This is a genomic window from Wolbachia endosymbiont (group A) of Portevinia maculata (genome assembly GCF_964028525.1).
Classification (GTDB): domain Bacteria; phylum Pseudomonadota; class Alphaproteobacteria; order Rickettsiales; family Anaplasmataceae; genus Wolbachia.
This window is the reverse complement of sequence record NZ_OZ034786.1, coordinates 865,179-879,305: the sequence shown is the minus strand read 5'-3', so window position 1 is coordinate 879,305 and position 14,127 is coordinate 865,179. Positions and strand designations below refer to the sequence as shown.

The 14,127-nt window shown below is 34.4% G+C and carries 7 protein-coding genes and 1 pseudogene; 3 read left to right on the top strand and 5 right to left on the bottom strand.

Annotated elements, in window-relative coordinates; all coding sequences use genetic code 11:
* Nucleotides 1-88: 88 nt before the first annotated feature.
* Together ABWU36_RS04310 and ABWU36_RS04305 are read right to left on the bottom strand one after the other, a co-directional pair.
* A complete protein-coding gene (locus tag ABWU36_RS04310) occupies nt 89-2,281 on the bottom strand; it encodes a hypothetical protein (RefSeq protein WP_265016634.1) in 2,193 nt (730 codons plus the stop codon).
* A gap of 261 nt (nt 2,282-2,542) precedes the next feature.
* Nucleotides 2,543-2,992 (bottom strand): hypothetical protein, encoded by a 450-nt coding sequence (locus ABWU36_RS04305; RefSeq protein WP_265016635.1) that lies wholly within the window; start codon nt 2,990-2,992, stop codon nt 2,543-2,545.
* 342 nt (nt 2,993-3,334) lie between these two features.
* Here ABWU36_RS04305 and nuoE point away from each other — a divergent pair, with 342 nt between their 5' ends.
* From nuoE to ABWU36_RS04290, 3 genes are all read left to right on the top strand, one after another.
* Nucleotides 3,335-3,835 carry an NADH-quinone oxidoreductase subunit NuoE gene (gene nuoE / locus ABWU36_RS04300; protein WP_253309317.1) on the top strand — a complete coding sequence of 167 codons (501 nt, stop codon included), beginning with the start codon at nt 3,335-3,337 and terminating at the stop codon, nt 3,833-3,835.
* Complete coding sequence (gene tgt / locus ABWU36_RS04295; protein ID WP_253309318.1) at nt 3,836-5,047, top strand: tRNA guanosine(34) transglycosylase Tgt; 1,212 nt, start codon at nt 3,836-3,838, stop codon at nt 5,045-5,047.
* A 143-nt stretch (nt 5,048-5,190) separates the two neighbouring features.
* Complete coding sequence (locus tag ABWU36_RS04290) at nt 5,191-7,035, top strand: hypothetical protein (RefSeq protein WP_353273053.1); 1,845 nt, start codon at nt 5,191-5,193, stop codon at nt 7,033-7,035.
* A gap of 44 nt (nt 7,036-7,079) precedes the next feature.
* On the opposite strand, the pseudogene ABWU36_RS04285 reads toward ABWU36_RS04290, so the two are convergent.
* The 3 genes and pseudogenes from ABWU36_RS04285 to ABWU36_RS04275 all read right to left on the bottom strand — a co-directional run bounded on the left by ABWU36_RS04285 (nt 7,080) and on the right by ABWU36_RS04275 (nt 13,742).
* Nucleotides 7,080-8,310: pseudogene (locus tag ABWU36_RS04285) on the bottom strand (IS256-like element ISWpi15 family transposase).
* Nucleotides 8,311-8,599: 289 nt separating this feature from the next.
* Entirely contained in the window at nt 8,600-12,751 is a 4,152-nt protein-coding gene (locus ABWU36_RS04280; protein WP_353273052.1) for a helicase-related protein, read from the bottom strand.
* A 31-nt stretch (nt 12,752-12,782) separates the two neighbouring features.
* Complete coding sequence (locus tag ABWU36_RS04275; RefSeq protein ID WP_353273051.1) at nt 12,783-13,742, bottom strand: IS5 family transposase; 960 nt, start codon at nt 13,740-13,742, stop codon at nt 12,783-12,785.
* Nucleotides 13,743-14,127: the final 385 nt, after the last annotated feature.

Below are 14,127 nucleotides of genomic sequence, written 5' to 3'. Positions count from 1 at the left end.
TTCAGACAAATAGCTAAAGGTGATATTCCGGCACATCATCGCTATCCCAAGATAAGCTTTTTTCACTTTTAGACTCCGCTTCAGTCAGTCAAGAGCTTGGTCCACCGCCTGAAGACGATGAGCTACTTCTTGACCTACTACTACTTTCTACCGATATACTGTCTAGCATTGTTTCAGATTGATACGTAGTTTGTATAGATATGTTATTATCACTGCTTGTTCTGCTATGGGTGAAAAAAATTTCTTCATTGCTGCTATTTGAATGCGATTCCAAATCAGCTAATTCTAACACATGAGCAGCATTATAATAACCGTGATATTTCTTAATACATTTATATGCTATAAATCCTATAATTCCAGCAATACCTATTGTTCCAATCAAAGATCCTCCTATCATTCCTGCCCTATTAGACCCTATAGCAAGTTGAGTAGGCTGTGGTGAAGAAGTAGGTTGAGGAAGTAAAGTCGTGGTAAATATAGGAGTTGTTGACTCTTTTGTTCTAGTACTTGGTATACTAAATACTGTTTGTATAGTTTTCTCTGAGTTTATTATTGGCACACTAGTTGACGTTGTAGCAACCGTGGTCACTTGTGAAGTAGTAGTTGTTTTTGCTACTGTTGTTGGCTTCACTGTTACTGTACTTGTTTGAGTCGTTGACTCCGTTGAAGGTTTATTCATTGTAGAAGTAGGTGTAACGGCTTCTGTTGTTGGCTCCATTGTTACTGTACTTGTTCGAGTCGTTGAAGGTTTACTCATTGTAGAAGTAGGTGTAACGGCTTCTGTTGTTGGCTCCACTGTTACTGTACTTGTTTGAGTCGTTGACTCCGTTGAAGGTTTATTCATTGTAGAAGTAGGTGCAACGGCTTCTGTTGTTGGCTCCACTGTTACTGTACTTGTTTGAGTCGTTGACTCTGTTGAAGGTTTACTTATTGTAGAAGTAGGTGCAACGGTAGTTGATGCTTCTGTTGTTAATTTGGTAGTCTTTACAGTGTCGGTTTCTGTTGTGCTAGTAATTGCAGCAGTCAGCGTTTTCTTAGAAGTCACAACCGTTTCTGTAATAGTTACAGGAGCCACGGTACTACTAGAAATGATATCAGGTGTCAATCGACCGTTAATGATATCAACAAAATCACTGAGAGTTTTGATACTACTTGCCGGTATTATTGTTACCTTAGAAGGTTTTTCAAATCTTTGATGATTGAAAATTGCGATGTTTTCTTCACTTATTGCAGTTACAATAAAACTGTCTTGACCATTGTCTTTAACGTACAATTGCTCTATAGAATCTGCAAATTCGCAAATAGTAAAGTTCGATTTTGATCCATTCTTAACAAGACTTGTTAAATGTAACGTTTGTTTATCAGACAACCGGTCTTCTGCAAGAAAGGCAACTAGATCATTGCCTTCAGTTCGTTTCACATACTGTAAAAAGCTTATTTCATATTCTCTGGAAAGAGATAGTGCTTTATTATCTATCTGACATCTCTTACTAAGCAAACATTCATCTTTCTTGCCACTTTTTAGATCCTTAACCACTTTAGCCATATCGAACTTAAAAATATTTGTTCTTACTTCTTGATTTTCAATACTATTTTTTCTCACTTGCGAATAAAGTATCGTATTTTCATCTAGTACTAATTGCCCTGGATTATCAAATTTGAATAATTTTCTTTCTATAAGACCGTTTTTTTCACGCAAAACCTTAAATTTTCCATTTGTGTCTGATTGTAAATACCAAGAAACTAAAGTTTGATCCTTTAAGTTATGAGCAATTACAATAACATTACCATTACCAACTTTTACTGCTTTTGGTTGAAAGTAGCTATTGTCTTCATTTGCAAGACTATCTCTATTAATGTTCTTGTATAATTTTACTTTTCCTACGTATTCAACTAAGGGAACATTAATTGAATGCTTGATTTCGTAAGTGTTGAATGTTAAGCCTTTGATGCATTTTTCTTTTTTGTTAATTTCTTCTGTAGGAAAGATAACTCCAACTTTATCTGTTTCAGCTGAATCTTCTATTAATGTGAGAGACAATTGATCTTTGAATTCATTTACTACGCTGACATTTGTACCCCATTCGTATGTTTTTGATTGATATAATGGACTAATAAGTAATTTTACTTTACTGCTCCCATTACCATTATCTTGATAGCTAAGTCCATAAGCGACTCCATCTCCTTCAATCAACCCTACGTTTGCTGGGTTAAAACCTACCGCTTCTTTAACTTCCGGTGTATTTGAGTTGATCCCGAGCAATCTTCCTAATATAGACATAATTTTATTTAAAATATTAATAAAATGCTATTATGATTACTCCTGTGTGTTAATGTCAATGAAAATTTTAACTAAAATTAAAAAATTAACGTCTTTATTTTATACTAAAAAGTAAGTATAGGCTCGAAAATGGCTAAGAAGTTTTATAGATGAAAGGAAGGTAGAGTTCTCAAAACCCTATAATCTATATTTAAAGGTAAATTTTTATTCGTTATGTCTTATGCAGATTCCGCTAACAAGTAGCGGAATCTTAAGTTTTGGCTAAATTTCTTTTTTACTCCCTAATAGGGCTTCTGCCTTTAGCTCATCTATAATTGTTTGAACCTCAGGAAGCTCCTTATGTTTTTCGTGATCTGATACATATTCTCCCTTTTTGTTGGAGGCTTTATATTCATGTTCTTGATAAAGTGAGTATAGAAATCCAACTCCAAAGATAACAATTGCTGCAAGTGCCATGTATTCAAGTGGTTTTTGCACTTTTTCTCTTAGATCGAAATATCGAGATAGCAGAATGAGAGCACAAGATCCTATTACTACTGCACCAGAACCAATTTTGTTGTACATGAAATACTTTTCATTGTAACTTTGTTCGTAATTTCTGTAAATAGTTGTGGCATGCTTTTGAAGATTTTCTTTATCTAGTGATGTGAGAAAATTTTTAAATTTCTCTTCACCAGTTTCTTTTATCCATAAATTTAATTGTTTACTCATAGTTTAACCTCATATTAATAAATATAGTTTATCATACACAACATTTATAATAAATGTCAAGGATAGTGTATTTATAAATAATATACTATAATTTCTTAAGCATTTTTTTAAAGTAGTTAGCTGTAGCTAAAATAATTGAGATTTACTAAAACAAACTTATGAAACAATTGAAGTTAGCGCATGATCAGATTTTTTAACTAGATCCTATGGCCAAGCCAAAAGAATTTACAAGTTGGGCAGTATGGGTAGTATGATACTGCAAAATGCTATTTCTCAAAAAACCAACAATTGCAATCATTGGTTCTACAGGTATAATCTGTAAAGTTTACACGAGTCTCATGAATGATAGAAAAAAAAGAGCAGTTTAGTTTTACATCAGAAAACCTTAAGAAAGCGGAAAAGTTTATAGAGATGTATCCCAAAGGTAGAGAAGGTAGTGCTGTCATGCCTTTACTATACCTGGTTCAAGAGCAATGCGGATGGGTTTCTGAATCTGCTATGCGTTATGTTGCTGATATGCTGCATATTCCACATATTCGTGTATATGAAGTGGCAAATTTTTACACCATGTATAATTTAAAACCAGTAGGCAAATATCTAATACAAATTTGTAGAACAACTCCTTGCTGGTTGTGCAATAGTGAAGAAGTTTTAAATACCTTTAAAAAAAAACTTGGAATCAATATCGGTGAGACTACTAAAGATAATTTGTTCACTTTAAAAGAAGTTGAATGCCTAGGTGCATGCGTTAATGCTCCCGTTGTGCAGATCAATAATGACTTCTATGAAAATCTTACTCCTGAGAAAGTAGAAAACATCATAACAGAACTTTCAGGCAAATAGATGAAAGAAGAATTTGCATTCAAGATAATCAAGCAATCAGGTTCTGCAAAAGTTGGAACAATTAAAACTCCAAATGGAAGCGTAGAAACACCAGCTTTTATATTCTGTGCAACAAAAGCTGCAATTAAAGCTGCAGATATCGAGAGAATTAGTGAAGCAGGTACTCAGATAATACTTTCCAACACCTATCACCTAATGCTCCAACCAGGGGAAGATACCGTAGCAAAACTTGGTGGTTTGCACAAGATGATGGGATGGAGTGGACCAATGCTCACTGATTCTGGTGGATACCAGATATTTAGCTTAGGGCACGGATCAGTTTCGGAAGAGATAAAAGGAATAAGAAAAAAACAAAAAACTCTGATCAAAATTAATGAGGATGGGGCAATTTTTCGTTCTTACATTAATGGTAAAACTTATTGCTTGACTCCTGAAAAGTCTATACAAATTCAACAGAAACTAGGTGCAGATTTAGTCTTAGATGAATGTACTCCATTTCACATAAGCAAAGAATACACAGCAAAATCAATGCTCATGAGCCACAAATGGGCTGAACGTTCTTTAAATGAATTTGAAAAAAACAATAATGGCAAGCAGGCACTGTATGGAATTAGTCAAGGCGGAGTATATCAAGATTTACGTAGAGAAAGTTGTAATTTTATTAACGATTTGCCATTTTTTGGTCAAGCAATAGGTGGATCACTTGGTCAAAGTAAAGAGCAGATGTACGATGTAGTTTCTTTCACTATGGACCATCTGAAAAAAGATAGGCCTACTCATTTGCTTGGTATTGGTGGAATTGTGGACATCTTTCGCGGAGTTAGTCTTGGAATTGATACGTTTGATTGCGTGCATCCAACCCGTTTAGCAAGGCATGGTGGTGCGCTTATTAAAGTAAAAAATAGAGATTCTATTTCTTCAAAGTGCAAAGAGCATATTAATTTGCGAAATCAACAATTCGAGCTGGACAATAACCCAATTGAAAGTGACTGCTTATGTTTTACCTGCAGAAAGCATTCAAGAGCTTATATACACCATTTACTGAAAGCTAAAGAGCTCCTGGCTTACACACTCGTTACCATTCATAACGTTTTCTTCATGAATAAGTTAATGGCATCTATAAGGCAGGCAATATTGGATGATAGGCTAGATCAAGAGAAAAATAATTGGATTAGTGAAATACCATTGCACTTTGATTTGGCCTCTCTTTAAGTCTTTTCTTTATGCCGTTGATTTTTACTTCTTGTTATATTTACTTTATTTATCACACTATTAATTAGAAAGGTTATAATAAATAATTAATCTATTAATGTTAGTCTCTACCCATATGATTTGTAAGGATTAGAGGTGAAGATATGGCTAAAGGAAATAATACCCTATTAATATTTGATTTTGATAACACTATTACTAATGGACACATGCATAATATTTTCTCCGGTAAACACTCCGGGTTCAAAAAAAGTGATTTCAATTCTGGTGCAGAATATGCAGTGAACGATACTGATATAGGAAATTTTCTAAAGAATACAGACGGAGTAAAAAATAAGGAGACATTAAAATCTGTGTTGCAATCTGCATTTTCAAATGGAGTGAAAGTTAATATCGCATCGTATACAGGATATTCAGACGCTGTGAGAAGGGTTGTAGAGAATCATTTGGGTTTATCTAAAGAACAAGCAGGCGGTATTTCTGTATTTGGTGGGTTTCCAGGAGATTATGATAATGAGCTTCCAAAAGGTCTCAAAGAACAAAAAAATCAAGTTGGAAAAAATTTACACATCTGTAAGGCAATTGTGGAGTATAAGGATAAACATGGTGAGTTGCCAAAAACTGTCATGCTAGTTGATGATGATGTAAAAAATATTCAAAAGATTAATGAGTTTGTTGCATCAATGAGTAAAAGAGAGGAATGGCTTGAAAAAAATGGGCTGAGTATTGAAGAGATACAAAAAATCAAATTTGAAGGTGTGCGAGTACCTAAAGAGGATAAAAATGTTGGTTATCTAGGAAAGGTACAAAAGTTTATCAATACCAGTTTGATACAAGAACCAAATTATGAAAACTCAAGGGAACAAGAATCGCTATATGCTAAGATTAATAAAAGCACTGTTTCCTTAGAGAAAGAAATGGAGACAATTAAGTCTGTTCTTATTAACAATGGTTATAAATTAAGGAAAGAAGTACATAGTGTTCAAGACTTATTTAAAGAGGAGGCGATAAGGGCACTCAAAGAGCAAGGCTATGGTGTGAGCAATAAGGACAGAAAAGAAATTGTTGTCAAAGGGAGTAAGCAAATAGATATTCAAAAGGTTCAGGAGATAATAAAAGATGCTTCGGATCGAGTAATAGAGGGATTTAAGGCATCAAAAATAGTGCCAGAGGAAAGTATATACCAAAATTTTGAAGATATTAAGAGTGCATTAAAAGTGCAAGCAAAGCCTATACATAAGAGTGCATCACCATCACTTCCTCAAAAAAGGAAATCAAGTGATGGTATGGTTACTGATGGTGAGAATAAAAAACAAGTATACACTGAGACTATCTCCTTAGCACAGGAATTTAAAGCAATCAAAGCTTTTTTTAAAGATTGTATTCAAGAGGTAATAAATGCTATTTGCAATTTATTTAGAAGAGAAGTGGCAACAAAAATTGAAGGGCAGGGCTATAATGTAAGTAGTAAGCAAGGAAGTAGTGAAATTACTGTCAAAGGAAGTAAGCCAATAGATGCTTCAAGAATAAACAAAGATATTATTGTCGAGTCCTTAGCTCAAATAATCGAGAAAAAAGAGAAAATCAAAGATCTTAACAATAATTATAAAGGTGATCAGCTAGGGCGAGAGATATCGAAATTATTGAACGCTGGTTTGCAAAAGGAAAATATAAACTCAAACTATAATGATGGAGAGCCTATATTCCAGACTCATGAAGAGGCATCGAATTATCCTCCGCAAAAGAAAGACATAAACTCAAACTCTGTGAGAGGAAACTATAATGATGGAGAACCTACACATCAAACCGTTCAAGAAGCATGGAACTATCATCAGCAAAAGAAAAATAAAAACTTGAATCCTGCAAGCAGCACTACACCTCAAGGTCAAGCATCATCATCTCCTTCTAGAAGCAATATAAAAGAAGCGTGTAGTTCACAGCACATTGCTTCAATTGTAAAGCAGCCAAATCAATATAACAGAATACACTAAGCTTTAAGCAGGGAGTGTTAAATAAACTGTGTCAAACCGCATTTTTAGTTCAACTCAATTTTCAATCTGCCAGGAAAGAAAACATCAAGTTGAGAGATAGTTAATGCCCAATCATGTACAGGCATCGTCCACTTTTCCTCTGCCTTCTTTATAGCACAATATACCTGCTTATACAAGGCATTTATGCTGGTAAATGAGCCTTTGGTCTTAGTGAATTTCCTAATTTGCCTATGTAGCCCCTCTATGGGATTGGTGGTGTAGATTATCCTCCTAACTGGACCAGAATACTTAAAATAACCAGACAAGTTTTCCCAATTATTCTGCCAAGATTTTATAACCATAGGGTACTTTGTGCCCCATTTTTCATCCAATTCCAACAGATAATTCTCGGCAATTTCCTTGCTTGAAGCTTGATATACCTTCTTTAAATCGCTCAAAAAACTCTTCGCATCTTTACTGGCCACATACTTCAGTGAGTTGCGTATCTGATGCACTATACACATCTGCACTTCCGCATTAGGAAAGACACTGTTTATAGCTGCAGGAAAGCTTTTCAGCCCATCAACGCAGGCAATAAGGATATCTTCTACTCCTCTTTCTTTGAGGTCATTTAGCACTCCCAACCAGAAGTTAGCTCCTTCACTTTCAGCCAAATAAAAACCTAATACTTCTTTTTTGCCATTTTGATCTATGCCTAATATGTTATACATGCATTTACTTACGCAATGCCCGTCCTCTTTGACTTTAAAAAACCATGAAAACTATCGGATATACAGACTGCAGCAGGCGACTACGCCATTCGTTGATTACTGGTAGCAATTTGTCAGTAATACTTGATATCTCTGCCACCGATATTTTGTGATCATAAATTTCCTCAACATGTGACACTATATCTCTATAGCCCATACCACTGGCAAATGTGCTCAAAATCTTCGTTTCAAGCTCTGGATGTAAGTTTGTTTGCCTTTTTTTGACTATTTGTGGTTCGAAACTTCCTTCCCTATCTCTTGGCGTCAAAAGCTCAAATGACCCTGCGCTTGTACGTAAAGTCTTTGCATTCCTCCCATTTCTTCGATTATTCTCTTCGCTTTCAGCCGACAAGTGGTTTTCTATTTCACCTTCCAGGCTTACCTCCAGCAACTTTTTTATAAACGGTGTTAATGCTCCATCTCTTCCTGTCAACGGTCTTCCTTCTCGTATAGACGACAGGATATTTGTTTCTAATTCTTTATAATCTACCAAACCGGTAGTTCTGTTTACTACTTTCTGACTCATTGTCAAACCTCCATTTTTTTATATCAATTTATTACTTTTTTTTCGGTTTGACACAGTTTATTTAACACTCCCGTTTATTCTCAAAAAGAGCCACCAATATTTTCTAGAAAACAAAAAATTGCAATTGCTGTTGGTATTGTTGCTGCACTAGCAACAGCTTTGGTCTGTTATTCAGTTCAACTACCCATTTTGGCAATAGTTGTATCTGCGTTAATAGTGGGAGCTGGTGCTTACATGATATCAAGCAAGCTCTATGAAGTTGTTGTCAATAATGGCGCTAGCCAGCAGCCTAGCTTTTAGTGACTTTATGTAAAGTATCAATAACTTGAGATACAACTGGTTTTCCTACAAAAGTTCGTGGTATAGGTTTTTGTTCTTTTAACCTATCAAGATTTCTCCCCAATTGCTCTAAAAGGTTGGTTGTAATAGAGTCCTGCAGTATATTACTTACCTCTTTCTTAGAACAAATACCTGAATTAACAGGAGCACGGTTGACTTCTCCTCTTTTGCCTGCCTCTTTTACCGCTGATATAGAAGTATCCAAAGCTGAAGATATGATTGGGCCAGCATATTTAATTATACGTTGTTCAGCTTCTTTACAAAGTCGTGATTTCCACAGATTTATCACTTCTCGCTCAAAATTCTGATATTCTACTTCATCATGATTACCTTCAATAGCAGCATGACCTTGTAACCTAGCATCTATTTGCCTTTGCATATAATTAAAAAACCAATTTACTGTTGGTTGTTCAAGCTCAGAATAGGAATTAATTAACCCAATCATACCTGAACCATGAGTGTGTTGTGGTTCTCCTGTTGTATATTGATAGTTATCAGTTAAGTGATCTATCATTTTTTTTGCTTCATCTCTTCCTAACGCATCATAGCCTGCTCGTAAACTTTGAGAAACTCCATGATTTCTTAGCTCTTTCATGATTTTTGACGAAACATCAGCTCTTATGTTTGTGCGTGATCCTGCAACAAGTGCTTCTACATTTATATCAACTGCCTTACTACTTAAACCAAGCATTATCCCTTCTGTAGTACAACTTATAATATTATTTATAACTCTTTTTCCATATTTTACCTTCTGAATATTTTGTCCAACACTAACTGTCTTGCCAATTTGAAGCCCTAATTTAGTACCTAATGTTCCTACGCCAATTAATAGCGCTGCTGAAGCCATACTATAAATCTTATTTTGTCTGTAGTCTTCCCAACTAAAACGACCAGAACAAAGAGCACGAGCTGCAAAGACAATATCACTTATGCCATCATTAATAACACCAGAAGCAACACAGTGTGCAAAACCTGATGAATATACTTCCATTGCACTTCCTATAGCAACCTGAGTTACACCAATAGCAAGGGCCATCGAAGTTTCAGCAAGCATTTCCCTTGTCCATTTCTTCTCATCTAATTTAATCAGTGTATCCAAGCCATTGAAAAAGACAGTGCTTAATTCCTCTATATTTGCCCAACTTGTTATAGGCTCCTCAATTATGGACTTTAAAGAGCTATCAGGAACTTTTAAAGCCTTCAACGGACTTTTTAGCTGTTCTAAAGCTTGAACAATGGAATTTACTGTTACTTCTTTTACTTCTCCTTCTTGTTGTTCAGTGGTTATTTTGTTATATATATTCCCTACCTTTTCTTTTAAACCTTTAGCCTTAGCATTAACCCTTACAGGCTTAATAATTCTTTGCCTTACTAATTCCCACATTAATTCCCTATGTGGCTTAGTTGCTATGCGTAGACGAATAGGGTAGCTGCTATTTCTTACTTGATCTTCAAGATTCTCTAAGGCCAACTTATAGATAAAGCATGATGACAATGATTTCGTAACCGCTTTTTCATAAACAGGAAACCTCATATTTTCAATATTCTGACCCACTAACTGATACTTATTGTCATCAGCTAATCTAAGGACTCCTTTATTGACTAGATCTTCCAGAACCTTCTTAGCTTCATCTTCACTTATACTACTCTTACTAATGAAATCTTCTAAGGTAATGGAGTTATATTCAGGCAAAGTTACAGAGCTAATTCTATCTCCTTTGATATATGCTGCTCTATTAAATGACAGTACACCCTTTCTTTCTAATTCTGCATATCTATTTTCATCTATAGCTTTTATGAATTCACCTTTTTCAAATGTATAACTATTGTCATTATCCTGTGTTAGGTTTAAAAAAGCCATTCCTTGAGTATTAAAATCTAAAACCTTATTCTGGAGCTCACCTCTTTCTACTTTTTTACTAAGCTCTACGAATAACGTAGGATTGATAACTTCCAATTTTGTCTTATTAACTACAACATACTTTATTTCTTCATCTAAAGCTCCCTCTTTAACCAAATGCTTCCAAAACGCCTCTTTACTTGGTAACGGTATATTTTTCTTCAATTTCTTTTGAAATTCTTTTTCATCGATTTCTTTCCCTTGAAACTTAGAAAGAAATTTTGTCAGTACTTCAACTGGTATTCCATAGCCTAAACTAATGTTTTTTAACTCTTCTTCAGAAATATTTTTCTTTACCTTTGATTTCTTTAAAATACCTTCTGTAAGCAATTTTTCATGCAATTCTTCAGCCAGCTCTTTCGTGATGTCAAAATTCATTAAGGATTGTGAAGTTACAGGACGGCTTAATATATCATCTACAGACTGTGAGAAGGCATTATAAAGCTTACTTAATTCTTCCTTTTGCTTTCTATAAGATTCGTTTTGAATGATTCTCTTTCCTCCATTGATGTCTTCTTCTATCTTATCAACGATAGCTGATGCAGCTGCAAAAAACTTACTACGATCACTAAACAGCTTTTCAGCTTCTCGTAATTCGGCCTTTAATTCCCTTAAAGCTTCTTTGTTCTCCCCTTCTGACTTCTTCTTTGCCCAATCAATCTTTTTGACTAAGGTAAATGCTTTATAGTAATGTGCTGCTTCAGAGAATAGTGGTTCTTCATTAATTACTTTATTGAATAAACTGATAGCGTTGTCATACTTCTCAATTTCTGCAAAATACTTTGCAAGTTTAATAATTTGAACAGGATCATGAACCCAAGCTGGCCAATTTCTAGGGCTCAAATTATTTAAGCTTGATATAAATTCTTTACACTGTTTTATTACTTCCTCTTTAGTCTTTGTTTCAATCCCTTTTCCGTTTCTGTCTAACCAGAAAGCCCATTTATCTAAGCAACTTTCCAACAAAATCTCTCTAACTTTTTCAGGAGTACCATCGTCTATGAGGCTTCTATTTAATTTTTTATATTGCTCAGAGAACATTTTAAAGCATTCTTCCTCTTTTTGAATCTTATTTGCATAATGGCTCTGAATTTTTGACATGCGTACTACTTCTTCGTTATCGCGTATATTCTTAAGCTCCATTATTTCATGTTCCCCTTTTGATGGATCTATAATTATCAAATTACCAGAACCTGGATCTCCACTTCTTGCTGCTCGCCCGCATGCTTGATCTTCTACTCGCAAGCTATCAGGTAGATAAGCTAAACAAACATGTAACCCACCTACATCCCTCAACTCATTTGTAAGTTTTATATCAGTACCACGTCCGGCTAAATTTGTTGCAATAATTATCTCCCCCTGCTTCAACTTTCTACTGCCTTGAACGACATCAAATGGTTCATAGTCACGTGTATAAGCGTGCACATTGGGTGCACCTTTAAAAGCTTCCTTTAAAGTCTCTGCATCATTTACTGAATTACAAACAATTAAAACTGATCGCTCTTCATCTTGAGTCAATCTTTTTGCTTCACTGCGTATTTTCCCAATCCATTCATGTATTCCACTACAAAGATGAGCTTCTTCTTCTACAAACCGTTTTGGCTTAGATGTAGGAACAGTTATAAAATCAACGTTATGTACCTCTTTTAACAATTCTCTTTCTACCTTCGACCCTAATGTACCGGTTAATCCATATAATTTGTCATATTCTTGTAAAAAAGAAACGTTGGAAATAAAAACAGCTTTTAAACTTTGTGTAGATAACTTACAGCAATGCTTTAATTCTACAAACTGATGCAGCCCTTCTTGCCATTTTGTATTTTTTAAATCTACTCCTGTATCTCTATCAGTAATTATAACCTGAAAGTCACGATTAGGAGAATTGCCAGTTCTGTCTCTATCTACTTGATAATCATAGCCTTCATGCACATCAAACCTAGCTCTCTTAGCACTCTTAATCCAGGCTTCTAAATTCTGCTCAACAAAAGGCTTAAGGTAGTTAGGAACATATACTTGCTTTTCCCTTTTTGCTTGCTCATTTAACAAGTAATTAATACGATCTTTATAGCCATCAAATCCAGAATCGCTATCAATACTTTGTTTTAACAATTTACCTTGAGAATCAAGCACATTAGCTTCGATTAAATTTTTCCAAATTTCGTCTATTTGCTCAGTATTCAACTCAGAATGGCTTTGTTGCATAGCACTTATAGGCATACAAATTACAGTAAATTCATGTAGCTAATTTAAACTTGGCCATACCTATGTTAGTAAATACATTAAGCAAATAGCACTTAATAAACAGCTCTTTTTCACGATTTATCTCTGATTTGTTTTTCAAGCTAAACCCAAATATTTGCTTTAACCTATAGAAAAATGCTTCAATATAAGATCGTGCTCCATACTTAACTTTCTTCTTCCACTCATTAATACCATCCTCGTAGCTCTCATATGATCTAATTTTACTAATGTACCTGTTTCTTGCTAATAAATAGTCAGCTAAACAAATTTTAGTATCTTTTCTAGGTCGAATAATAGGGATAATATTGTATTTTCTACATTCTCTATACACACCTCTTATATCATAAGCTGCATCTGCTCGAATAGAATGAATGTTATACTTATTGCTGATTTCCTTTAACATATCACAGACCGATAAATAGTCCGGAAAAACGCCATTAGTGTACTTTATGCTTATTGCTTTCTTATTGTTTATGTTTAAAACAACGTGTAGTTTTCTTACTTGATCATAACGATTGTATTTCCTTTCTCGAACATTAATTTTACTATGGCCACCGTTGTTATTGTAGATGCTAACTCTTGTGCTATCTATAGCAATTTCAATATTTTTCCGATCACATTTGTCAATTCTACAATCATCAATTTTCAAGTTAAGCTTTTTGAATCTTCTGGAAGCTTGTGTATAGCTGATAACCTTAAGGTTTTTGCCTATTTGCATCATATAACCTTTCACAAAACCTACAGCTTGCCTTAGACCAATTCTAAAAAGATGAACTATTATATGTATTAAAATCACAACTTTATCACTATAAATGTTATTGCCACCCGAAACTCTTGGAGTATTTTCATACCAATTTTCTATAGCTTCGTTAACAAAATGAAAAATATTTCCTCTTTCTTGAAGAAACTTATTATATTCACCATGATTGCTTACTCTCATTTTTTGCGACATGTTCCCATTAAAATGCTTATTTTACTAAAATCTGTTGGTAACCATATATTTAAAAGAACTTTTCTACCTCCATTACCACCCTAAAATACTCTAGCTATGCAACAAAGCCATCCAGAATTCGCGTTTATAGTAGAATTGTTATATAGGAAAATTCAAACAAGTCACGTGGTAAATTAAATTTTAAAAAATAAAACTGGTTATTTAAAAAGAAAATAGATACACTCAAAAGGCTTTTCATGCCGTCCAGTCCTTATTCACGTTAATGGTGCGAGTGTGATTACTTTTCAAACATAATTGATTTTGGAGAATTATTGAATTGTAAGTGATACCTTTTAATTTACCAAAAAATTACGTTTTAAAGCGATTTCTAGTATCCATTGTACCT

Excerpts from the sequence above, each read along its gene's own strand:
- ABWU36_RS04310 (WP_265016634.1), bottom strand. The coding sequence starts at position 2,281 with ATGTCTATATTAGGAAGATTGCTCGGGATCAACTCAAATACACCGGAA.
- ABWU36_RS04305 (WP_265016635.1), bottom strand. The coding sequence starts at position 2,992 with ATGAGTAAACAATTAAATTTATGGATAAAAGAAACTGGTGAAGAGAAA.
- nuoE (WP_253309317.1), top strand. The coding sequence starts at position 3,335 with ATGATAGAAAAAAAAGAGCAGTTTAGTTTTACATCAGAAAACCTTAAG.
- tgt (WP_253309318.1), top strand. The coding sequence starts at position 3,836 with ATGAAAGAAGAATTTGCATTCAAGATAATCAAGCAATCAGGTTCTGCA.
- ABWU36_RS04290 (WP_353273053.1), top strand. The coding sequence starts at position 5,191 with ATGGCTAAAGGAAATAATACCCTATTAATATTTGATTTTGATAACACT.
- ABWU36_RS04280 (WP_353273052.1), bottom strand. The coding sequence starts at position 12,751 with ATGCAACAAAGCCATTCTGAGTTGAATACTGAGCAAATAGACGAAATT.
- ABWU36_RS04275 (WP_353273051.1), bottom strand. The coding sequence starts at position 13,742 with ATGTCGCAAAAAATGAGAGTAAGCAATCATGGTGAATATAATAAGTTT.